General features: G+C 24.9%; 21 protein-coding genes. 16 read left to right on the top strand and 5 right to left on the bottom strand.

Annotation, left to right across the window (positions count from 1 at the left end; all coding sequences use genetic code 11):
• Nucleotides 1–686 precede the first annotated feature (686 nt).
• From MBCUR_RS00340 to MBCUR_RS10865, 3 genes are all read left to right on the top strand, one after another.
• Nucleotides 687–2702 (top strand): AMP-binding protein, encoded by a 2016-nt coding sequence (locus MBCUR_RS00340; protein ID WP_067088783.1) that lies wholly within the window; start codon nucleotides 687–689, stop codon nucleotides 2700–2702.
• Between the two features lie 564 nt (nucleotides 2703–3266).
• Complete coding sequence (locus tag MBCUR_RS10770; RefSeq protein ID WP_245637262.1) at nucleotides 3267–3446, top strand: hypothetical protein; 180 nt, start codon at nucleotides 3267–3269, stop codon at nucleotides 3444–3446.
• Nucleotides 3446–3577, top strand: coding sequence for a hypothetical protein (locus tag MBCUR_RS10865; RefSeq protein ID WP_281190493.1), 132 nt, complete (start codon nucleotides 3446–3448; stop codon nucleotides 3575–3577). The genes MBCUR_RS10770 and MBCUR_RS10865 overlap by 1 nt, the downstream gene beginning before the upstream one ends.
• 394 nt (nucleotides 3578–3971) lie before the next feature.
• Here the strand turns inward: MBCUR_RS10865 and MBCUR_RS00350 are convergent, their stop codons facing one another.
• Nucleotides 3972–5357 (bottom strand): 2,3-diphosphoglycerate synthetase, encoded by a 1386-nt coding sequence (locus MBCUR_RS00350; protein ID WP_067088787.1) that lies wholly within the window; start codon nucleotides 5355–5357, stop codon nucleotides 3972–3974.
• A gap of 267 nt (nucleotides 5358–5624) precedes the next feature.
• Between MBCUR_RS00350 and MBCUR_RS00355 the strand changes: the two genes are divergently transcribed.
• From MBCUR_RS00355 to argH, 4 genes are all read left to right on the top strand, one after another.
• The gene (locus MBCUR_RS00355; protein WP_067088790.1) at nucleotides 5625–5972 is read left to right on the top strand and encodes a hypothetical protein; all 348 of its coding nucleotides are present in this window, start codon (nucleotides 5625–5627) and stop codon (nucleotides 5970–5972) included.
• Nucleotides 5965–6408 (top strand): hypothetical protein, encoded by a 444-nt coding sequence (locus tag MBCUR_RS00360; RefSeq protein WP_067088793.1) that lies wholly within the window; start codon nucleotides 5965–5967, stop codon nucleotides 6406–6408. Before MBCUR_RS00355 ends, MBCUR_RS00360 begins: the two co-directional genes overlap by 8 nt.
• A 51-nt stretch (nucleotides 6409–6459) precedes the next feature.
• Nucleotides 6460–6789, top strand: coding sequence for a hypothetical protein (locus MBCUR_RS00365; protein WP_067088795.1), 330 nt, complete (start codon nucleotides 6460–6462; stop codon nucleotides 6787–6789).
• Between the two features lie 586 nt (nucleotides 6790–7375).
• Nucleotides 7376–8788, top strand: coding sequence for an argininosuccinate lyase (gene argH / locus MBCUR_RS00370; protein ID WP_067088798.1), 1413 nt, complete (start codon nucleotides 7376–7378; stop codon nucleotides 8786–8788).
• A 98-nt stretch (nucleotides 8789–8886) separates the two neighbouring features.
• Here the strand turns inward: argH and MBCUR_RS00375 are convergent, their stop codons facing one another.
• Nucleotides 8887–10218: an IS4 family transposase gene (locus MBCUR_RS00375; RefSeq protein ID WP_067088801.1), complete on the bottom strand. Its 1332-nt coding sequence runs from the start codon at nucleotides 10216–10218 to the stop codon at nucleotides 8887–8889.
• 127 nt (nucleotides 10219–10345) lie between these two features.
• On the opposite strand from MBCUR_RS00375, the gene MBCUR_RS00380 reads away from it, so the two are divergent.
• A complete protein-coding gene (locus MBCUR_RS00380) occupies nucleotides 10346–10726 on the top strand; it encodes a transposase (RefSeq protein ID WP_067088804.1) in 381 nt (126 codons plus the stop codon).
• Nucleotides 10727–11075: 349 nt separating this feature from the next.
• Here the strand turns inward: MBCUR_RS00380 and MBCUR_RS00385 are convergent, their stop codons facing one another.
• Entirely contained in the window at nucleotides 11076–11504 is a 429-nt protein-coding gene (locus MBCUR_RS00385; RefSeq protein WP_067088806.1) for a hypothetical protein, read from the bottom strand.
• An 866-nt stretch (nucleotides 11505–12370) separates the two neighbouring features.
• Between MBCUR_RS00385 and MBCUR_RS00390 the strand changes: the two genes are divergently transcribed.
• The 8 genes from MBCUR_RS00390 (at nucleotide 12371) to MBCUR_RS00415 (ending at nucleotide 22650) form a co-directional block, all read left to right on the top strand.
• Nucleotides 12371–15622 (top strand): helicase-related protein, encoded by a 3252-nt coding sequence (locus MBCUR_RS00390; RefSeq protein ID WP_067088809.1) that lies wholly within the window; start codon nucleotides 12371–12373, stop codon nucleotides 15620–15622.
• Nucleotides 15623–15646: 24 nt separating this feature from the next.
• A complete protein-coding gene (locus MBCUR_RS00395) occupies nucleotides 15647–16399 on the top strand; it encodes a DUF4391 domain-containing protein (RefSeq protein ID WP_067088812.1) in 753 nt (250 codons plus the stop codon).
• On the top strand, nucleotides 16399–16524 hold the full coding sequence (locus MBCUR_RS10870) for a hypothetical protein (protein ID WP_281190494.1): 126 nt from the start codon (nucleotides 16399–16401) through the stop codon (nucleotides 16522–16524). The genes MBCUR_RS00395 and MBCUR_RS10870 overlap by 1 nt, the downstream gene beginning before the upstream one ends.
• Entirely contained in the window at nucleotides 16493–18850 is a 2358-nt protein-coding gene (locus tag MBCUR_RS00400; RefSeq protein WP_084269379.1) for an AAA family ATPase, read from the top strand. The genes MBCUR_RS10870 and MBCUR_RS00400 overlap by 32 nt, the downstream gene beginning before the upstream one ends.
• Nucleotides 18851–18951: 101 nt before the next feature.
• Nucleotides 18952–19449 carry a DNA methyltransferase gene (locus tag MBCUR_RS10645; protein WP_211265107.1) on the top strand — a complete coding sequence of 166 codons (498 nt, stop codon included), beginning with the start codon at nucleotides 18952–18954 and terminating at the stop codon, nucleotides 19447–19449.
• Entirely contained in the window at nucleotides 19440–20837 is a 1398-nt protein-coding gene (locus MBCUR_RS00405; protein WP_281190495.1) for a site-specific DNA-methyltransferase, read from the top strand. The genes MBCUR_RS10645 and MBCUR_RS00405 overlap by 10 nt, the downstream gene beginning before the upstream one ends.
• Before the next feature lie 288 nt (nucleotides 20838–21125).
• Complete coding sequence (locus MBCUR_RS00410) at nucleotides 21126–22343, top strand: ATP-binding protein (protein WP_067088819.1); 1218 nt, start codon at nucleotides 21126–21128, stop codon at nucleotides 22341–22343.
• A 49-nt stretch (nucleotides 22344–22392) separates the two neighbouring features.
• Nucleotides 22393–22650, top strand: a complete 258-nt coding sequence (locus MBCUR_RS00415) for a hypothetical protein (RefSeq protein ID WP_067088820.1) — start codon at nucleotides 22393–22395, stop codon at nucleotides 22648–22650.
• Nucleotides 22651–22819: 169 nt separating this feature from the next.
• Here the strand turns inward: MBCUR_RS00415 and MBCUR_RS00420 are convergent, their stop codons facing one another.
• Together MBCUR_RS00420 and MBCUR_RS00425 are read right to left on the bottom strand one after the other, a co-directional pair.
• Nucleotides 22820–23272, bottom strand: a complete 453-nt coding sequence (locus tag MBCUR_RS00420) for a DUF4411 family protein (protein WP_067088823.1) — start codon at nucleotides 23270–23272, stop codon at nucleotides 22820–22822.
• A 17-nt stretch (nucleotides 23273–23289) separates the two neighbouring features.
• Nucleotides 23290–24492 (bottom strand): ImmA/IrrE family metallo-endopeptidase, encoded by a 1203-nt coding sequence (locus MBCUR_RS00425; RefSeq protein WP_067088825.1) that lies wholly within the window; start codon nucleotides 24490–24492, stop codon nucleotides 23290–23292.
• Nucleotides 24493–24878: the final 386 nt, after the last annotated feature.

Raw genomic sequence — 24878 nt, forward strand, 5'->3', positions numbered from 1 at the left:
TGTATTTAATCAATTAAGAGTTTTTATATTTTTTAATTTTTTTCTTTATCTGTTTTCTTTTTTTATATTTTTCTTATCTTTTTTTATCTCTTTTTTTTTTTAAAAAATTTGAACAAAATCTACAAAAATAAAAATGACATAATATATTTTTTTAAAAATAAGAATTTAATATATTAATAATAGTATAATTACAATAAATATGAGTAAAATCAAAAAATTAGAAATAAGAAACAATAAAACTTAAATATAAGTAATTATAGATAGATAAACATATATATGGATAAATAAATATTTATTTATTACAATTATAATTAAATTTTTCTTTACTAAAAATATTGATTTCATCCAACTTAATCTTTTCTATTTCTTATTAATGTCAAATTTTTATTAGTGTCAAAAATTTTGCTGTTTTAGTTTTTTAGATTTTAGAGAATATTTATAAAAATTTAATTTTTCAAATTTTAAATGGCTTTAGGATCTATTTAGGATCTATGTTTTAAAAATTAAGGCATTTTGAACAATTTTTAAATTTTGAGTTTTATTAGAAAAATTATGATTTTTTTCTAAGCATAATCTTTTGATACTTTCCACATTTAATATGGAAAACTTTATATTTTTTTAAAATAAATAATAAATAGAGAAATGATTTTTTAAAAAATATATAAATATTTATTACCTGTGATTTTATGCCTAAAAACTTTAATGATTTACTTATAAAGCCATCAAAGAACAATGATAACTGTAATTTCCCATGGTTAAAATTTTATCCTGAGTCTTCTCCTTTTAGTATTGATTATCCTGATGTTAGTATGTATGATTTACTTGAATTTACAGGATTAAAAATTTTAAATCAAGAAGTAATGGAATTTTTAGGGAAAAAATTTACTTTTGAAGATTTATTTCTTGCAATAGATTGCTGTGCAAGAGGATTAATAGATTTAGGAGTTAAAAAGGGAGACAAAGTTACTGTTTGTATTCCAAATACTCCTCATGCTGTAATTGCTTTTTATGCCATAAACAAAATTGGGGCTATTTCAAACATGGTTCATCCATTGTCTGCACCTAAGGAATTAGAACACTACATTTCAATAACAGAAAGTAAATTTTTAATTACTATAAATTTTGCTTATCACAATTTTCATAAAATCAAGGATAATGTTAATATAGAAAAAGTGGTTATTTGTAAATTAGGAAATTACCTTAAAACTGTTCAAAGAGCTGGATATTGGACTTTTGCTGGAAGAAAAATTCCTAAAATTCCTAATAATGATTCTATTATTAAATGGAAAGATTTATTAAATTTGGGAAAATCTCTTAAATATAATAATAGCTTAAATGAATATTCAAATAATTCTAATTCACTTAGTTTTGAATCTTCTAATTCTGGTTCTTCTAGTTCTGATTTTTCTAGTTCTAATTCTTCTGGTTCTAGCCATTCTAATTCTAACTCAATAAATTCAAACAACAATCAACTAAGTAATTATCCAAAAGAAAACTCATTTCATGGATTTCCTAAAATTTCTTCGACAGACCCAGCAGTTATTTTATACACTGGAGGAACTACAGGTAAACAAAAAGGAGTTTTACTTTCTAATTTAAACTTTAATGCATTGGCTCTTCAGCTAATTTCTCAAAATGAAGCTACTCTTGGAGATAAAATGATGTGCATAATGCCATTTTTCCATGGTTTTGGTTTAGGAGTTTCAATGCACACTACTCTTGTTTTTGGAGGGGAAGCCATTCTTGTTCCAAAATTTTCTGTTGAAGATTTTGCTAAAAGCTATAAAAAACACAAACCTCAATTTATTGCTGGAGTTCCAACTATGTTTGCTGCTTTAACAAAAAATAAGAAAATGATGGAATCCGATTTTTCAAATGTTAAAGGAATTTACTCTGGTGCTGACACATTACCTAATGATATTAAAGTTCAATTTGAAGAATTTATAAAAGACAGAGGAGCTGAAACTCAAATAAGAGAAGGTTATGGTTTAACTGAAACTGTAACAGCCAGCTGTCTTACTCCTGCCAGTGAGTGTCGTTTTGGAAGCATTGGTATTCCATTTCCTGACATGATTTATAAAATTTGTAAATTAGACTCTGAAGAGCCTTGCCCATATGATGAAAATGGTGAAATATGTATTACAGGACCAAGTATAATGTTAGAGTATTATAATGAACCATATGAAACAGATTTAGTCTTAAAGAAACATTCTGATGGTAAAATGTGGATTCATACTGGTGATTTAGGCAGTATGGATAAAGATGGTTTTGTTTATTTTAAACAAAGAATTAAAAGAATTATTAAACACTCGGGCTACTCTATTTTTCCAAGCCAAATTGAGGATGTTTTAATTAAACATTCAGCAGTTGCAAATGTTTGTGTTATAGGGGTTCCAGATGATTATCAAATGGAGAGAATTAGAGCATATATCGTTTTAGAAGAAAAAGAAAAAAAACATATTGAGTTAAGTAATGAAATTTTCCTTAAAAGCGAGCTATTAAATCTTTGTAAAGAATTTTTAAGTACTTGGAGTATGCCACAAGAAATTGTTTTTAGAGATGACCTTCCAGTCACAAAAGTAGGTAAAATTGATTATAAACGCCTTGAAAATGAGGTTTTAAATGAGTTAAATAAAAATAGACTCAATATATTTAAAGATGTTAAGAATCACAATAGTAATGATGAGTCTTATCATAATTAGTCATTTTTTTTTAAATGAGGCTGTCCCACAATTCAAAATTTTAAATTTTATATATTTAAAATTGGTTTTAGATTGATTAAATTTATTATAACTATTAATTAGAATTTTATTTAGTAAAACAAATACTTAATAAGTTGTTAATTTATATTTAAATAATAATTTATTGATTAAATCAATTTTAAAGAGATTAATTTTTTCATGAAATTAATTATGGGAAATCCTCAAATATGAGGGTCGGTCAAAATTCCATATCAGTTCGTCAAAACTTAGAAAAATCCTTTGTTTAGCAAAAGAAGAAACTTTTTTTTTGAAAAAAGCTATTTTTGCCAGACCCTTAATGTGCTTAATAAAAAAATTAGAATAAAGTTTTATATATAAGACCATACATAATATTAAAACATTGTAGCTATAGTAAAAGAAAATATAAAAAACAACAAAAGTGTCTCAACTAAACTTCCTATATTAGAACAAGAGGAAATAAATAAACTAGTAAATGCAGGACATTTCTTAAGTGCTTCTGATTTTATTAGAGAAGCTATAAGGGACAAGTTAGAAGCTATTAAAGTGCTAAATATTAGAGAGGTTAATTATAAAACAGCTAAGAAAGAAATCCTAGGATACTATAAAATAAATAAAGAAGCATACATTCATGATGTGGCCAATGATTTAGAATTAGATTTAGAATTAGTAGCAAACATTACTAATGAGTTAATTAAAGAAGGCAGACTTGGAGATGTGGACTAATGACAACATACACTGAAGAAGGAACAACTATAAAAGGCAACATACTTGTAGTAGAAGCAAGAAAAATATCAGATGCCAAAGTAATAAATAAATCTGGAAGACATAAAACACAGCAAATAATATTAAGATAATGCTAGATGTATAATAAGTAGAAAGTTAAAATATCTTAAAAAAAATAAATTAAACTAAACAGTTATAACTTAAAAATAACTATAAATTAAACCTACACATGAAATTTATGATTTTAACATAGAAAACAAGAAAAACCAAGAATAACTTTCCTTGCTAACATTTTTTTCAAAAGAGGCTGTCCCACAATTCGAAATTTTAAATTTTAGATAATATAAAATTGATTTTAAATTGCTAAAATTTATTATAGCTATTAATTAGAATTTTATTTAGTGAAATAATGATTAATAAATTATTAATTTAGATTTAAATAGTTATTTATTAATTTAATTAATTTTAAAAAGATTTATTTTTTCATGAAATTAATCATGGGACATTTCCAAAGCTTGTTTAATATTATTTTTTAGTATTTTCAAAATCATCTATAGCTTCATCTACTAAATGGATAATTGATTTTGTTAAGTCTGGATATGAACCATCAATAGCTATTGGAATATTATCACAGTAAACTACTTCTAATCCTGCTTCAAGAGAGTCTTTTGTAGCCACATCTACAGCAGCAGCTTTTAACTCGGTTAACATTACATCTACATTGTCAATATATTTGGCAATGTCTTTTTGAAGTAATGGGCGATTAGATAAGTGAGGTGTTGTTCCGACAACTGTGCAACCATATTTTTTTTCTAAATGGCTAACTAAAACACTTTTAATGGCTTCAGGAGCTGTTGTTGCAAATAAAACTTTTTTATTTTTAATATCTCCAAGAGGTTTTGGTCTAAAAACTGTTGATATAACTGTTGCTTCAGGATTAATGTCTTTAACAATATTTTCAATTTTTTTAATTTTTTCTTTTGAAGCCATTGGTTCTTCACACATAGTAATGATAATTAAATCTCCAAGTGATATTCTAAATGGTCCAAAGAAGTTTTCTATGTTTAAAATAGGTTGATTTGCACCAATTAATAGTATATTTTTGTTGGTTTTTATTGGAGGAATGGCTGCACCACTTCCTTCAAAAATTATAAACTTTCCTTCAAGCTGGTTAGCTATTTTGGCTCCATCTTCCATGTTTGTTAGGAAAACATCTCCTGCCATTCCACCTCCACATCTTCTACACCCAATGGTTAAAACTCTACTCATAAGTGCATCTTCCCAATGATCTGAGGCAGCATGGACTCCTTTATTCGATTGTTCCATTAAAAACTCAGGTGTGATTTCTATTTCATCTCCACGAACCACTTCAGGCTCAGCTGGTCCACCGCGACCCATTGCAACAACACATGGACCATAACCTTTTTTATCAATGGCTCGTGTTGCGAAAGCAGATACAGCAGTTTTACCTATTCTTTTACCAGTTCCTAAAATTTTTAAGGATGGTTTTTCCATTACATCATATTCAGTTAATGGGTCAAAGGTAAAATCTGGACCATGATAGGGAATACCACAAGATAAAACTTTGGAAGCTATTTTAAATCTTTTTGTGTAATCTAAAACTGGTTCATCACTTAAATCCATTACAATATCTGCATCATATTTTTTTATCATTTCAACAATCAAATCATATGGAATTTCATGAGGGTCATCTCCAAAATGGACTTTTATTCCCATCATTTCACTGTAACTATCTGGATCATCAGTTCTTAGTTTTTCAGTCCCTCCAATAAAAACAATGGCTACAACATCTATATGGTTAACATTGTCAAATAAATCAACTGCAGCTTTTGTGACTGGAAGATAATGCTCACCATCTACTAAACAAATCATTTTTTCTGTATTTTTCATTGTATCACCATTTTTTTTTAAAATTAAATGTTTTTATTAAATTTATATGTATTTTATATATAATAAAATTAATTATTAAATAATTAAAATAATTAGTTTTTTTATTATTTATTTTTCATTTTTCTTTCTATGTATATGGAAAATACCCACAGCTTAAAATAAAATAACATAAAATTTTTTAGTTTTATACATAAACTATTTATATGTTGGTAATTAAATTTTTATGTTATATGACTATTTTTTAAATAAACTTTTTATAGGTATATCATGAAAATAAAACTACCGATTTTAATTGGAATAATTGGGATTTTAATGAACATAATTTATATTATTAGATTATTCACATTAAATTTTACTTATTTTACAAATTATGATTTAATATTCAGTTTTGCATTTGGAATATTGGCAGCAATTTTTGCAATTTTTGCTATATATCTATCTAAAATAGACAAGATTTTTTCTGCAATTGAATTTATTTTAGCTGGATTAACTTTTGTTTTAACGGGAACCACCTTTTTATTTAGTTATATTGGAATTATTTTATATATTTTGTCTGGAATTTTATTATTTGTATATAATAAAGATATAAAATTGGGAGATAGTGTAAATGGTTAAAAAAGAAATTTTAATTCCAATACTCTCCATAATTTTAATATTTGGGGTTTTTTTTGTTGCTAGTGAAGTACAAAAACAAGAAATAATGGATGAAAAGAATGCTATTGAATTTTCTGATTTTAAAGCAAATTTTGCGATTTTTCCTTATTCTAATGTATATGACGGAAATGTTTCAGGTGTATTAAAATCTAATAAAACTTTTAATTTTGTGTATGGTGAAATAGTATTTTATGACGAGAATAAAATGATTATTGGGACAACTCCACTCAGTATTAGTGATATATATGAAGATGAGACATATTATATTCATGTTCCTTATTATGGTAATGATAATAAAAAACCAGCACACATTAAAATAATTATTTACAATAATGATGGGACAGTTGAATTTAAAAGTCATGAAAGTATTCTTTATGAAAACTCTTTTGATGTTTAATTTTATATTTTTTTGTTTTAATCAGATTATTTTATATATAAATGAGGGAGTATGATGAATAAAAAAGTTTTAATTAGTTTAGTAATAATTATTATAGTAACATTGCTTGGGATATTACTTGTAAAAAATGAATTTGTATTGGTTCAAGAACCAAAGAATATTGGTGAAAAAGGATCAGAGTATATTGGTGAAAAAAAAGCATTAGAAATTGCTAGTCATGTTCCTATTTTAGGAAAACCAAATTCTGCTTCTTTGGTAGAGTTTAAAGGTCGCCAAATGTATAAGGTTGTATGGAATGATGAAGTAGGTAATTATGCATATGTTGATGCAATAAATGGCACATTATATGATTCTTCTGGTCAAAGTCATGGATTTGCATAATTTTTATTTTTTGAGGCAAATGGAATTTTTATACTGAGAAACAATGATTGAATTGATAAGTTTGGTTTTTATTGGATAAAATTTTTTGTATTTAATCTAGATTTGCTCATTAGATGTATGTATTTATTTCTATTATTATCAAGAGATTCATAACTATTTTAATAACAGGCAAATAATGCTTTTTATTATAAATAACTTATTTTTTGAGTATTTGTTATTTTATCCTTTTAATTTAGTATATTTTTTGTTTTAAAATTTTAACTTAATTGAATAATTTTTTTTAAAATTAAATGTTATATAATATTTTGTACATAATTAAAATTACTTATTAAATATATATTTATTTTACATTTTTTGTCAAAGTCAAAAACTTTACTTTTTGAAATCAAAAAAAAAATAAAATTAAATTAAATATCTATTAAAAACTGTTTATTTTTAAAGTAAATGAAAATAAACAATATTGAAAAAACCATAAAACTCAAACCAGTAACATATTTTAATGTGTTCATTTTTTTTTAAATTTTAAATAAATATTTTAATAACTTTTTTATAAATATTAAATAGCTCATTGATAACAGGTGTTAAATTGAACATTAGAAAAGGAAGATTAGGAAAATCTATGACTGATGATGCAGCAGAATTTACAAGCTCTTTAGAATTTGATAAATATCTATTTGAAGCAGATATTAAGTGTAACTTTGCACATACATTAATGTTAAAGGAAGAAAAAATAATTGACGAAAAAATAGCTGATAAAATCCTTGGAGCTTTAATTCAATTAGAAGAAGAAGGTTATGAATCTCTTGAATTTGACCATTCTGTTGAAGATATTCATATGGCTGTTGAAAACTATGTTACAGATTTAATAGGCTCTGATGCAGGGTTTATGCATACAGCTAAAAGTAGAAATGATCAAGTTGCAACAGATATTCGTTTAGCTTTAAGAAAAAAAGTTCTTGAACTTGAAAAAGCTATTTTAGAATTTATTAAAGAGTTATTAGATTTGGCAAGTGAACATACTGAAACAATCTTTGTGGGATACACCCACCTTCAACATGCACAACCTTTAACTTTTGGACATCACTTAATGGCTTATGCTCAGTCTCTTAAAAGAGATTATCAGCGTTTAAAAGACACATATAAACGAATTAACTTAAATCCTTTAGGTTCTGCTGCAATGGCAACCACTACTTTTCCTATAAACCGTGAACTAACCACCAAACTATTAGGATTTGATGAATATTTAGAAAATTCAATGGATGGTGTTTCTGCTCGGGATTTTATTGGTGAAACTGTATTTGATTTATCAATGCTTTCATCTAACCTTTCTAAAATGGCTGAAGAAATGATACTTTGGAGTAGCTATGAATTTAGACTTGTTGAAATTGGAGATGACTTCTCTTCCACATCATCAATAATGCCTCAAAAAAAGAATCCTGATGTGGCTGAAATTGCAAGAGCAAAGTCTACAATAGCAAGTGGAGAGTTATTTACAATTTTATCTATTTTAAAAGCTATTCCATTTACATACAATAGAGATTTACAAGAAATAACTCCTCATTTGTGGAATGCTTATGAAAACACCTACGATGTCTTGAAAATTATGACATCAATGATTTCTTCCATTAAATTTAATAAAGAAAGGGCATTATACCTTGCAAACCGTAATTTTGCAACAGCAACAGATTTGGCTGATTTAATTGTTAAAGAAAAGTCAATTCCATTTAGAATAGCTCACAAAATTGTTGGAAGAGTTGTAAGTGAAGCTATTGGGGGTGATGTTGATATAAAAGATATTGACACGGAATTTATTGATAAAATTGCTGAAGAATTGGATATTGATAACTTAGGTCTTGATGATGATTTAATTCAAAATGCACTTGATCCTGTTTTAAATGTTAAATTAAGGAAAGTTCCAGGAGGCCCAGCACCTGAAATGGTTAAAATAGCCATTAAACACTTGAATGATTTTATTAGTGATGAATTATCCAATGAGTGATATTGTTTTGTTTTTTAACTTTAAAGGATCAAAACAAGGAAATAATTCACTGCTGTCAACTTAAGAATTTTTTTAAATTTTTTTTTATGTTGTTGTTTTTAGAAGCTTTTTCTGTTATTGGTTCTATTTTTTGTTGAATATGCTCTTTTAGGTTTTCTGGGGCTTTTTGTCGTGCTTGTTTGTGTGTATGTTTTTGATATTTCTTGAATTAGTTCTATTAGTTTTTCTTTTTGTGTGTTTTCCTCTGTTAATCTCGTTATTTTTATTAATTCTTCTTTTATGATTCCTAGTGCGATGTTTTTATTGATTTTTTTCTTTTTAGGTTTTGGATCTTTTGTGTTTTGTGTTTTTTGGTTGAGTATTTTTTGTGCTGTGTTTTCTAGGTCGTTTACAATGTTGTATGCTAGTATTTGGGATAAATAGTCTTGTTTGACTGCTATTTCTGAATAACCGCTCACATTTTCTATGGCGAATAGGTTTTTTAATGAGTCGTATGAGACTTCTATTCCCCATTTTAGGTTGTATAATTCTTTTAAATCGTTTGAAGTGAATGTTTTTTTGTTTAAATTGCTTATTAAATGTTCTTCTTCTCCTGTGGGTAGTGTTATTTTTGTGATTCTGAGATTGAGTTTTTCTTTTTTGAGTAATTTTTCTTTTAATTCTTTGTTTTTTATATGATTTAGCCGTGTTTTGTTTATATTTATGTCTATGAATTCATCATTGGTTTTCATTATTGTTTTTTCTGCTTTATATGAGTTTTTTCTTATTCTGAATATGAATTTTTCATTTTTTTCTAGAAGGTAGTTAAAGAATTCTATTGATGGAAATCCTCTATCACAGATAAATATCTTTTTTGTATCTTTTAAATAGTCTAATTTCGTTATATTGTCCATGTTTCTATTTATTAATTCTTTTTCACTGGTTTTATATTTATCTAATTCTAGGTCTATTATGAATCCATTTAAACAATCGTAAATTGTGGTTAAATTTATTGCTACTGATGTTAATTCTTGAAATTTGTTGATAATGCCTCCAAATATGTTTTCAAGGGTTTTATTATATGGTAATGTGGATTTACTACCATCACCGGATAAAATTAAGTGGTTTTTAAATTTTTTAACTTCATTACTGCCGTAAAACTTTGTTAATAAGTGATTATTTAGGTTTTTAAATACATTTGGATTTAATTTTTCCTTTGATTTAGAAAATGCTTGCTTAGAAATACTTATTTTGCCTATTTTTTTGAAATAATTTCTTAATTCCATATGATTAGTCAGTCCATGCTTATTTATGTGGATCAATATGGAATTTTCAAAATTTAAAGGACTTTCACGAGTAAAAGCAGATTTATACATTCTCCCATATTCAACGGCTTCTTTACTTTTAATATAAGCAAATAAACTTATCATTCTTCTTATAGTGCCATGCATTTCATCAAAACCAATAATTCACTAGTAAATTGTTTGTTTTAAAATTTTAAAAACACAAACATTATGTATGATTATTGGTGTGATAGTATATATATTTATAGTATAAAACACAAAAATATAATAAACAATGCCCAGAAATAATAATGAATCAATAAACTTAAACCTTCCAAATGAAGAACATTCAATAGAACTATTTAGAAAAATAAGATGGTCTGAAGGAGTATATTGCCCTAAATGCCACTCTTTTCATGTTGAAAAAAGAGGACCTCAAGGACGAATACACAGATACCAATGCAAAGATTGTAATACAAATTTCAGCGATTTCACTAACACAATATTTCAAAATAGCCAAACACCAATAGGAACAATGTTTTACATACTATTCAACTTAAAAAACAAAAAAACCAGCCAACTAGCCAAAGAAACAGGCTTAACAAGACAAACAATATATCGTGTCAAAAAACTATTCAAAGAAAAAACACAAACAGAACAAAAAATAAAAAACTAATAAAAAAATAAGATATTAAACAATTTAACACAAAAATAAACCTTAAAACACTGTTTAAAAAAACATATATCAACACACAAAATTATTAACAAAAACAAAAATTCTTAAGTTGACAGCAGTGGGAAATAATTTGTATTGACTAAAAACAATTTAGTAAATATTCTATAATTAATATTAATAATTATAATAAAATAACTATAATAATATAATTATAATAATAAAATAATAACTTGCTAATATGCAAATCAACATGAAAACAGATAATGAATATGTGAAAATTAGCTAATTCTTGATTAGATTAATGGCATTTATTTGAATAAATAAAAAAATATTGAATTAAACACCAATACTATAATTTTTTGTAATAGACTGTGGTTGTTTTAGGTGTATATCCTTTAGGAGGATGGATGTAGATACTCCAGCTTCCATATTTCTTGTTGGCTGTATATGTTTTAGTAATATATTTAGTTTTACCCTTAATTTTTTTAAATTTAATTGTTGCTTTATAGACCCTATAATATCTTGGTTCAGGACCAGTAAATTTAGACCAAGTAGTTATATGAATTATATTTTTATTTTCATGTTGCGGAGAATATTTACTATTATAGTATACATTAAGGTGATCACTGTGTCCTAATTTTTTATCAACTCCTGCACTAATGTCATCTTTAAACTTAATAGTGCCAGTTTTGTAGATTTTAGCAACTACTGGACTTGTACAAATAGCTACTGCTAATATTAATGTTAATAGTATTATTAATATTTTTTTCAGTTTCATTTTTTTCTCCTTTTAATTTTCCCATTTTATGCATAATAAAATAATATATTATATGTCTTTTTTATATATAAATCTAACATTTTCTATTTTAGATATTTAATTTTAAACTCAATCAGCGAATATCTAATTGATTTTTTAAAATCTGACACAATTTGAAACAAACTTTTAAAAAAAGTTTGATCAAAAGATATTTAAAAGAATAAACCATTTATTTTATAAAAATGCTTTTATTAATATAGTATTTTTAAATACTTATTTTCTTCTTTTTTTCAGTTTAATGAAAATTTTACAGAACAATATAAAGTTTTTTCAGTTTAATGAAAATTTTACAAAAATATTAAAAGAGGCTAATCCAATAATATGATTATTTTTAAGAATTTTAAAAATTGTAAAAAATATTGTTTGAATTTTTTATTTTCTCTATATTTCATTCTACTCTAATTGAAAAATGAGTTATGGGACAGCCTTGAAAAAACCTTTCAAACTTTATTTTTATTAAATATTTAAATTAAATCTTTTTTTTTTTAAACAAATAGTTACTTATTCTATTAAACATTAATCTAAGTAAATATAATTCTTTTTAAAAATATTAATCCCTTTGTTCTATTATTATTTAGGATTATTTTATTTCTAAATGTTTTTTCTTGAATCAACATAATATACGGATCGTGGAGGTTTTATTTTTATTTATAGTTTTTATTATTTATGTTTTTCTAAGAGAATGAAGTTTATATAAAGATATATATACAATTTATAATAAAATATATTTTATTAAAGATTATTATTACTGTATATTTTGTTTAAGGGAGAATTTAATTAAAGTTTAAAAAATATTATTGCTAACTAGTTTTTTATCAGGTTTTAACATGAAAGCACCAAAATTATTAGATAATAAAAAAAGTGGACTTGTATATAAAGAGCTACAAGACAGTATTAAAGAAGGGTCTAAATTATCTGTAATTTCTGCTTATTTTACAATGTATGCATATTATGAGTTAAAAAATGAGTTAAATAAAATTGATAGTATGCGTTTTATCTTTAAAAAGCCAAGCTTCACTAAAAAGAAAAATGAAGAAATGAGGGAATATTATATTAATAATGATTCTGGTGAAAAGGGGATTTTTGGGAATGAATTTGAAATAAAACTTAGAAATGAAATGAAACAAGGTTCTGTAGCTAAAGAGTGTTCTAATTGGATAAAAGAAAAAGTTGAAATTAAATCTTTTAAAACTTCAGATTCATCTCAACCGCGTATGTTATATGTTGAAAATGATAATGGGGAAGATATATCTATTAATGGAAGTGTAGATTTTACAACAGACGGACTAGGTTTAACACATTCAAATAGGTCTGATATTAACATGTGTACTTATGGAAAAGAAATTACATTTCCAAATTTAATGTTATTTAATGAACTTTGGGAAAATAATAATTTAGAGGATGTTAAAGACCAATTTCTTGAGCAAATGCAAGTAATATACAAAGAAAATCCTGGAGAATTCGTTTATTTTGTTTCTATGTATAACATATTTACTGATTATCTTGATGAGTTAAGAGAAGATAATGTTGTTAAAGAAGGTACCAAATTTAAAGAAACAAACATTTGGAATAAATTATACAAATTCCAAAAAGATGCAGTAATTGGAGCTATTGATAAAATAGAAAAACACAATGGATGTATTATTGCAGATAGTGTTGGGTTAGGTAAAACATTTACAGCTTTAGCTATTATCAAATACTATGAACTTAGAAATGATAGAGTTTTAGTTTTAGTTCCTAAAAAATTAAGAGATAATTGGACAGTTTATACTCAAAATGATAAAAGAAACATATTTATTAAAGATAGATTTGGTTATGATGTATTAAATCATACAGATTTAAGTAGGCAAAGTGGTTATTCTGGAGAGATAAATCTTCAAACAATTAACTGGGAAAACTATGATTTAGTTGTAATTGATGAATCACACAACTTTAGAAACAATCCTGCTCGAAAAGACATAAAAACAAGATATAAAAAGTTAATGGATGACATTATTAAATCAGGAGTTGAAACTAAAGTTTTAATGTTATCTGCAACTCCTGTAAACAATCGTATGAGGGATATACGAAATCAAATTAGTTTTATTACAGAAGAAAAAGATGATGCATTGGAAAATATTGGTATAGATAGTATTGAATTTACTTTAAAAAAGGCTCAGGAAGTTTTTAATAAATGGTCTAAATTTGAAGAGGAATATAGAACTAGTGAAAGATTTGTAGATATGATGGATTTAGATTATTTTAAACTTCTTGATACTCTAACAATAGCTAGATCCCGCAGGCACATTGAAAAATATTATAGTATGGATGAAATTGGAAAATTTCCAGAAAGAAAAACTCCAATTAATGAATATCCTGATATTGACACAGAAAATATATTTCCACCAATTAAGGATATTAATTCTGAAATCAAAAGACTTAACTTAGGAATTTACACTCCAATGATTTATATTTTACCTCAAAAAAGAAAAGATTATGAAAATAAATATGATACCGTTCTTGGAAAATACAATAAGAGATTTAAACAAGAAGACCGTGAAAGACAATTAGTTAAATTAATGAGAATAAACTTGTTAAAACGTATGGAAAGTTCAATACATTCATTTAAACTTACAATTAGTAAAATTTTATATAAAATAGAGGTGGTTTTAGATAAAATAAATAGTGGAAGTATTGATTTTGATTCAAACATTGATATTAATCTTATTGACCCTGAAGAAGAGGAATATGATGATATGATGTTTGGAACTAAAAATAAAGTTCTTCTTAAAGATATTGATTTAATAAAATGGAAGGCAGATTTAGAACTAGATAAAGAAAAATTACAAACTATTCTTAATGAAGCTAAAAAAATTAATCCCAAAAGAGATGAAAAATTACAAAGATTAAAAGAAATAATTGTAGAAAAAATAAAAAACCCACTTAATAAAAACAATAAAAAGATTATAATTTTTACAGCATTTTCTGATACTGCACAATATTTATATGAGAATATTCATAAATGGGCTCTTGAAGAGCTTAATTTACATTCTGCAATTGTTACAGGTTCTGAAAATAATAAAACAACCTTTAAATTTCTTAAATCAAAAGATATTAATGACATATTAACTAACTTTTCTCCAATTTCAAAAGAAAGAAATAGGATATATGGGGATGTTGAAGAAGAAATTGATATTTTAATTGGAACTGACTGTATATCTGAAGGGCAAAATTTACAAGATTGTGATTATTTAATTAATTATGATATTCATTGGAACCCAGTTCGTATTATTCAACGATTTGGAAGAATAGATAGGATTGGTTCACGTAATGAAGTGATACAATTAGTGAATTTTTGGCCTAATATGGATTTAGATGAATATATAGATTTAACCAGTCGTGTAGAAAGTAGAATGGTTATGGTAGATACAACTGCTACTGGTGATGAAAACATAATTGAAGATGAAAATCAAATCAAAAATGAAGTAAGTTATAGAGAAAAACAATTAGAATGTTTACAAGAAGAGATAGTTGATTTGGAGGATATTTCTGGTGGAATTTCAATTACTGATTTGACTTTTAATGATTTTAAAGTAGAACTTATGGAGTATATGAAAGAACATAGGAAAGAATTAGAAGAAGCTCCAAGTGGAATTTATTCAATTGTAGAAATTGATAAAGAGTTTAGAGAAGAATTAAATCCAGGAATTATTTTCCTTTTAAAACAAACTAAAGGAAAAACAGAATCAAAAGATTATAATCCTCTTGCTCCATTTTATTTAGGTTATGTTAATGATGAAAAAGAAGTAGAACTTAACTATATTCATTCAAAAAGAATAATGGATTTTTATAAAAATTTATGTGCTGGAAAAAGAGAGGTATTTAAAGAGCTAGTAGCTAGTTTTAACAAAGAAACTAAAGATGGAGCTAAGATGGATAAATATTCTGACTTTTTAAAAATAGCTATTGAAAATATTTTAGGTAAAAAACAAGAAACAGGAATAAATAGCTTATTTAAAAAAGGAGGAACAAATCCAGTTAAAAATGATGTTATTGGGCTTGATGAGTTTGAATTAGTTACATTTTTGATTTTGAAATAAATATTATTGTGTTAAAGTGATTTTATGAAAATAAATGAAATATTCAATATTCCTAAAGAATGCGAAGTAGGAAGTAAAATACCTAAAAAACAATTTTATGAAAATGCTAATTTAAAAACAAGAGATAAATCTATTTTTACAGATAATATTCATAAAATTTTATGGTGTTATTCTTTAAAAGAAGAAAATATTAGAATAACAGAATATAAAGATAGTATTAGAGATTATAAGGAAGTTGAGATTTTTCATGTTTCTTTAAAAAAGGCAGATAAAATTAATCGTATTGCTGATGTAATTTTAAGAACAATTACATATCCTACACTTATTATTTTTCAATTTAATAATAAAATACAGCTTTTTGTAGCACATAAAAAAGAACATTTATCAGATTCTTCAAAGGTAACTCTTGAAGAAATCATTTCAACAGAATGGATAGATTTAGAAAATTTAGATAATATTGATAAAAAGTTATTTGAATCATTACAACTTGAAAATTTAAGTTTTAGTAATTTTTATAAATTTTATTCGGATATAGTTGATAATATTAATGTTTATAATGCTTCAAAAGCAGTTGGTAGAGATTTAGCTCTTGGAGTAAAATTAAGCCCTGATGAGATTAAAGAAATTAAAGATGAAATTGATAGGATAAATGATGAAATTAGTTTAAAAAGAAATCAAAGCAAAAAAGAAACTCAGTTTAATAAGCAAATGGAATTTAATATTGAAATCCATAATTTACAGGAAGAAATTAAAAAATTAGAAGGTAGGTTAGTATAATGGAAGAAACTCAGTTAGATGGAAAAAGTAAGGATATTGTAGCGGAAAATGTAGAAATTATGAAAAAACTTTTTCCAGAAATAGTAGTTGAAGATGGAATTGGGATTCAACTCAAAGGTTATTAACATGTTCCAAAAAATCAATATTAAAAATTTAGGCATATTCAAGGATTATGAATGGGACAAGTTCATTGGGAAAGATAAAACATTTAAAAGAGGCAACATATTTTATGGGGAAAATTATGTTGGAAAAACAACATTTTCAAAATTATTCACATTTCTTGAAACAAAAAAACCTCCCACAGGATTAAAAAATCCAGATTTTGAACTTGTAATTAACAAAAATAAAAAAATCAATCATAATAATATTGAAAAAGAAAACAATAAGGTAAAGGTTTATAATTCTGATTTCAAGAAATTAAATCTCAGCTTTTTTACAGATAAAAAAGATGGAAAAGTTAACTCATTTGCTATTTTGGGTAGTAAAAATTTAGATTACGAGCAAGAAATTAGTGATTTAGAAGAAAAACTAAGCATAATTAATAAAGAATTAGAAGATGAGAAATTAGTTTTACAAAGTCATAAAAAACAAAGAAAAAGTTTAGATAATAAATTAGAAAAAAAATTAGCTGACAAAGCATCTGAAATTAAGAGGAATGTTAATTTATTTGATTTTAGTGGAAAAAAGAAAGCGTATAACATCACTGATATTAGAGGTGAAATTAAAGAAATTACCGAAAATGGAACTGAAAAATTGTCAAATGATGAAAAATCAAGAATAGAAAGAACAATACATGAAGAAGAAAAGATTAATCTCGATGAATACAGCCAAAATATTTTTAATTTTTATAAGGAACTTTCTCAAGCTGAAGATTTATTAACAAAAGAACTTAAACCTAGTAAAACCATTAATTATCTACTCGAAGATTCAAAATTACAAAATTGGGTTAAAACTGGTGTCGAACTAAACAGAAAAAGATCTACTTGTGCTTTTTGTGGGCAAAATATTGATGGCTCTCTTTTTGAAAGATTGGACTCTCATTTCACTAAAGAAGTGAATTTATTTGAAAAAAGAATTGATGAAACAATAATAAACATTGAAAATCAAATTAATAATTTAGAAAATAATGTTAAGATTGAACAGAAAAATTTTTATGAAATATTTGATAATGAAGTTAATAAGTTTTCCAAATCATTTGAAAAATCAAAGAATGATTGTATTAATGATTTAAAACTTATTAAGGAAAAATTAGAAAATAGAAGAAGTAATATCTTTAAATTATCTAAAATCGAATTTGACTTGAATATTAATAATAATGAATGGAATTTATCAATAGAACACTTAATCACTGAATTAAATAATATTATTGAACAAAATAATGAATATTCAAAGAAAATAGCTGATGAAAGAGTTAAATCTAGAAAAACACTCAGGATAGACCATATAAATCATTTTTTGGAGGATATTGATTATTTTAATGAGATGGATGAAATAAATAAAATAATAAACAAAATTTCAAGTCATGATGAGAAAGTGAAAAGTCTAAATGAAGAAATTTCAAATTACTCTAATAAAATCGCTACTTTAAACTCAAAATTAAGTGATGAAAGAGCAGCAGCTAATGAAATTAATAATTATCTATCTAATAAATTAGGGCACCCTTCATTGAAACTTGATTTTATTGATAAAAATAATGAGTTTGTTATATATCGTAATGGCAATGAGAAAGCTGAAAATTTAAGTGAAGGTGAAGAGAATTTGATTTCATTCTGCTACTTTTTAACAACATTGAAAAGCATTTCTGATCGAAAAAATTATACAATTTTCATTGATGATCCAGTAACAAGTCTTGATTCTAATAATATATTCACAATATTTGCTCTTATTGACTCAGAAATATTTAGGAGCGATTTCAAACAAATTTTTTTAACTACACATAACTTAGATTTATTAACCTATTTATACAAAACTGATTCCCATGAGGGAATAGAAAAATTTGTAATAGAAAAATACTTTAAAAATGATCAAGAAAATGGAAAAATAGTTTTAATGCCCAATTATTTAAAAAAATATCCCACTGAGTTTATTTACCTATTTGATCAAATAAATATAGTATATACTGAAGAAAAAAACGAATCTAATTTCCATTCATTCCATAATTTCCCAAATAATGCAAGGAAATTTTTAGAAAGTTATTTGTTTTTTAAATTTCCAGATTATAATATGAGAACTTATGATAAATATGTTAAATTTTTCAATGATGAACATTCTGTGGCTATTGTTAATAGAGTTCTCAATGAATTTTCACATACTGAAAATAAGTTTGATAGACCAATGCACACATTTAACACAACTGAATTCAAGAATGTAGCAAAAATTATTTTAGATACAATAAGATCTAATGATTCAGATCAATACAATTCGTTTATAGATACTATATCTTCAAAATAGAGATTTAAAAAAAAGTACAAACTAAAGATTATTAATTAAAAGGGTATTAATCATAAATTATCTATGCAAATAATTATTAAATCTTTTAAAATGGTGATAAAATGTTAGAATCAAAATTAAATGCTGAAAGTTTAGATATTTTAAATGAAAATATAATTAAACTAAAAGAGTTATTTCCAGAAATAGTAACAGAAGATAAAATTGACTTTGATAAATTTAAACAAATCTTTGGAGATTATATTGAAGAATCAAATGAAAGATACAATTTTACATGGCATGGAAAATCAAAAGCTATCCAATTAGCTCAATCCCCCTCAACAGGGACCTTAATACCGTGTAAAGAAGAAAGTAAAAATTGGGACACTACAAAAAACTTATACATTGAAGGAGATAACTTAGAAGTTCTTAAATTGATTCAAAAATCTTATTATGGTAAAATTAAGATGATTTATATTGATCCTCCATATAATACTGGAAAAGATTTTGTATATTCTGATAATTACAAAGACAACTTAGAGAACTATCTTCAAATAACTGGACAAGTCGCACCTAGAAACTCAGGAGAGAGAGAGAGAGAGAGAGCATTGGTATTAAATTAAGTACAAATCCCGAAACTAGTGGAAGATATCATACAAACTACCTAAATATGATATATCCTAGACTGAAATTAGCAAGAAACCTATTAACTGATGATGGTGCTATTTTTATCAGTATTTCTGATGGAGAGGTTGAAAATATAAAAAAGATTTGTAATGAAATTTTTGGAGATTATAATTTCGTTGGGAATATTATTTGGAATTCTACTAAGTCTGTAACTAATACTGCTTTAATATCTGTTTCTCATACATATAATCTAATTTATTTTAAAAATATGGATTATTTTGTAAAAAATAGGGGAGAATTTAGGCTCCCTGATGATGGTGAAGGATTTTCAAATTTGGATAATGATTCAAGGGGGTTATGGAAAGCTGATCCTTTTCAAGTTGGTGGTTGGAGACCTAATCAACAATATGGGATAACTAATCCAAATACTGGAAAAACTTATTATCCAAATGCAAATTGCAGTTGGAAAAATGATTTTGATAGATTTCAAGAATTATTAAAAGATAATAGAATTGTTTTTGGAAAAGATGGGGAAAGTGCCCCTCAAAGAAAAAGATTTATTTGGGAAGCAAAAGAAAGAGGAAAAGTTTCTAAGACTTGGTGGGATGATGTTGAAACCACAACCAATGGAACTCAACTTTTAAAAAAGATATTTGGGGGTAAATCTTTGTTTGATAATCCTAAACCAATTGAATTAATTCAGAAAATGTTATATTTGGGAACCAGTGAAAATTCAATTGTTTTAGATTTTTTTTCAGGGTCTGCTACAACAGCACATGCTGTCATGAAATTAAATAGTGAAAACAATGAAAATAGAAAATTCATAATTGTCCAAATCCCAGAACCTACAGATGAAAAATCAGAAGCATATAAAGCAGGATACAAAAATATAGCTGAAATTGGAAAAGAAAGAATAAGAAGAGCAGGAGATAAAATACTTTCAGAAAGTGAAAATAAAGAATTAGACATCGGATTTAAAGTATTCAAATTAGACTCTTCAAATTTAAATAAATGGAATCCTGATTATAATAATTTAGAACAAACTTTGATAGATTCATCGGAAAACTTAGTTCCTGGAAGAACAGAATTAGACTTAATATATGAAATAATGCTTAAATATGGTATTGATTTAACACTAGCTATTGAAGAATATGTTATAGATAATAAAAAAATATACTCAATAGGATTTGGCTCTCTATTAATATGTTTAGATGATAATATCACTAAAGAAATAGCTACAGAAATAATTAAACTTAAAAATGAATTAGCTCCTGAAACTATTCGTGTTGTCTTCAAAGATAATGGCTTTGCAAGTGATAGTGATAAAACTAATATTAAAGAAACCTTAAAAAGTAATGATATCGATGAGTTTATAACTATTTAAATTATGACTTTCAATTTTCAAAGAAAAATCTAAATATATGTTTTTATTTAAAAAGTAATACAACACCTTACAGAAATGTGAAAAGTTTAGCACCCTAATTAATATTATTTAAATACTTGTTTTTATAAATATATTATAAGTTTTCTTATAAGAAAAAATTGTATATTTTTTTAAATAAGTTTTCTTATAGGAAAAGATTCTATAATTACTTATATTTTTTTTCTTATAAGAAAATACTTACAGTAATTAATTGAATTATTAAAAAAATTATCGAAATAAGGAATTAATATGATTAAAAGAGAGTTATATTTAAATGAAATTAAGCCATTTATTAATAAACATTTCATTAAGGTTTTAACTGGAGTTAGACGCTGTGGCAAATCAACAATACTTGAACAAATTATCCAACTATTAAAACAAAAAGGAATAAAAGATGAAAACATTATTTTAATAAATTTTGAGCTAGATGAGTATTTTAATATTAGAAACAAAGATCAATTAAAAGAATATATCAATAAACTTGTTAAAAATAATAAAGAAAAGAAATATTTATTCTTAGATGAAGTCCAAAAAGTTGAAGGTTGGGAAGAGCTTGTTAACTCTTATTTAGCTAAAGATAAATTTGACATTTATATTACAGGATCAAATGCTAAACTTCTATCTGGTGAGTTGGCTACTTATTTAAGTGGAAGATATGTTGAAATAAAAATTTATCCATTTTCATTTAAAGAATTTTTGAAATATAAAGAATTAAAAGAGAAAACAAAATCAGAAAAAGACTATAAAAAACTTTTTAATGAATATATGAAATATGGTGCTATGCCTTCTACATTAGGGTTTAATGATAAAGAAAAGATTAAAATTTTTAGAGATTTATATAATTCAATTATTCTTAAAGATGTTGTTCAAAGAAATGAAATTAGAGATATTGATTTATTAGATAGAATAGTTAGGTTTACAATGGCAAACATAGGACAATTATTTTCTGCAAAAAATATAGTAAATTATTTAAAAAAAGACAAAGTGAGTATTTCAACAAAGACTATTTATAACTACTTATCTTATCTTGAAGATGCTTGTTTAATTAATAAAGTTAGAAGAGAAGACTTAATCGGGAAAAAACTTTTAAATTATATAGAAAAATTTTATGTAGTAGATTTAGGTTTTCGCCAAATCATTTATGGGAAGAATATTGAAGATATAGGTCAAACTCTTGAAAATATAGTGTATAATGAATTAATTAGGAAAGGATATGATATAACAATTGGTAAATTCTATGAAAAGGAAGTGGATTTTGTTTGTAAAAAAAATAATAAAACTATTTATATACAAGTTACATATATTTTAGCAGATGACAACACAATAAAAAGAGAATTCGAACCTTTAACTAAAATAAATGATAATTATCCTAAATATGTTTTTTCAATGGATGACTTTGATAGATCCAGACAAGGAATAAAACATGTAAATATTGTTGATTTTTTAACTGGAGAAATGGATAAATGAAAATTATAATTGAATGGTTTTAAAATTAAGTGATAAATAAGTGATTATTATGATAGAATCAAAACTTGATGGGGAAAGTAAGAATATTTTAGAAGAGAATATAGCTAAAATGAAAGAATTTTTCCCAGAGATACTAACAGAAGATAAAATAGACTTTGATAAATTAAAAACTATACTTTCAGAAGAAATAGACGAGTCCCCAGAAAGATACAAATTCATATGGGCAGGAAAGAGTAAAGCTATAGCTGAAGCTCAGAAGCCTTCAACAGGGACATTAAGGTGGCAATCATTATATTTTTTTATTTAGTTAATATATCTTTATTTTTAGTATAAAGAATAAAATAAGTTATTTAGAATTTATTAATATTGCCAAAAATTGGTTTTCGACTATAATATGGATATTATATAATAGAATACTACTTTTGTTAATTTAGCTTAAATAATTTTTCATATAATACAACTGAAAAAATAAAAAATCAGAACTTCCAGTTTTGATTTTCAAAAAATTGATTTGTATTTAAATAATTAACTCCTAATTTATTACAAACAAAAGGAATTCTCATTTCACTCCTTTGGTTCTCTTGGGTAATTATAGTATAATCATTATGTAGTCCTACACATATTAATATTGGGTCAGCTAATGATTCTCCATCACACCATAATGTATCATAAACTTTAAATCCTTCTAGTTCTTTTAAATTATCCATTTCTTCATTAGATGCATCAATAAAAAAATTTCCAGTCATATCGTGAAAAGTTGTCCAGAAATTCCGATCTTCTGTTGATAATTCAGTTTGGACTTCTTTAAGTGAAATTAATTCTTTATTTAATATCATATCTTCAATATTATCCCATAAACTTATAAAAACATTAGTAGGATAATTTCGTTTTAAATGTATCAAAGAATCTGTATCAATAATAAAACACATTTAAATCACTTGAATAATTAAAAAATTTCATCATATAAAGAATCTATTGAATCAATAGGCAAATTTAAATATCTTTTGAATTCTGTAGGACCTATTATCTCATTTTCATAAGCAGAGACAATGAATCTTGAAAATGGCTTTCCATCATACTTTTTAACTTTTTTAACTGGAGCCATGCCTCCACCTTTACTATTTTTAAGCCTTTCCTTTTCTTTATCTTTTAATCTAGCATTATGTTCTTTTAATGTGGTTATAGTCGAATTTTTGAAATTTTTTGATGTTTTGCCTAATTTATATAGTTGTATAATTACTGTTTGTTTACTCACACCATAAATATGGGATAATACTCCTAATTGTCTTGAAGTCCATTCTTCACTTTCATAATCTTTAACTGATTGATTTTTAGATATTTTTGCATTTTTAAGAGATTCAAGTGGAATTAAAACTTCAGAGGTAATTTGGTTACATAAAAATTCTTTTTTATTATCTATATCAACATCACATATAGTGCTTACACCCATCATTAAATGAGCTAATTCGTGAATTAAAGTAAAAATTCTCCTATTAGGTTTATTTTTTCCATTTAATAAAATTATAGGGCATTTATCATAATATAGGGATAATCCACTCATTTCATTTTCTGAAACATTTTCAGTTTCAAAAATTAATATGCCTAACTCTGAAACTTCTTCTTTCCATTCATATAAAAATTTTGAATGTAAATAATCCTTATTTCCACTATCATTTTTAATCCATTCTGATTGTTTTTCAAGAGAAACCCCTAATAAATTTCTAATAGCTTTAGCAAAATGTTGTACTGTTTCTTTATTATAATTAACTTCTTTTTCAATAACATTTTTAGAAAAATCTTTTATTTTCATGTTCATTTCATTTTGAATATTTATATATACAGTTCTACGAAACTTAGCTTTATTAATCTCTAAATTTAAATCTGAACTAAATTTAGTAATTTTATCATCTGAACGGAACTCTATAATATCCATTTCATCGATTTTTGGAGGTTCTGATCTCAAATAAAATACTGGAGGTCTCTTATATTTTTTAGCTAAATTCCTTAAATCTTTCCAGGTAGGCTTTAAATCATCATTTTCCCATAAGGGAGCATTGTTAAGAGACTTCGGTAAATCTTCAAACTCGAATCCTGCATTTTTTCTAGCCCATTTAATCATAGCAGGATTAACATTAACTCTATAGCTCATTTTATCCCATTTATTAAAAATTTATTAGTTATTATTATATTGTACTTGCATTTATATTAAATTTTTCCATATATAATTTACATTATAAAAGAAAGATTCTAAAATTTATGAGAATTAAGAAAGATGATTTTTATATATGGCTATTAATAAGAGATTATGATATAAAATCTTATAAAATTATATATGAGAATTTCTATAAACTCCAATATAAATATTTTTATTTGCTATTTGTATTTTTTTTGTGAATTTATTTTTTTTGTGTGTTCTTTAAATTGATATAGAAAGGTTTATATAGGATAATATATATATTTAATACCATGTATGACTTGAATAATTATTTTATAAATAAACAGTATGCGAAAGTTGAAGAGTTAGGTGATCGTTTG

Origin of the sequence: Methanobrevibacter curvatus, assembly GCF_001639295.1 — an archaeon.
GTDB classification, from domain to species: domain Archaea; phylum Methanobacteriota; class Methanobacteria; order Methanobacteriales; family Methanobacteriaceae; genus Methanoflexus; species Methanoflexus curvatus.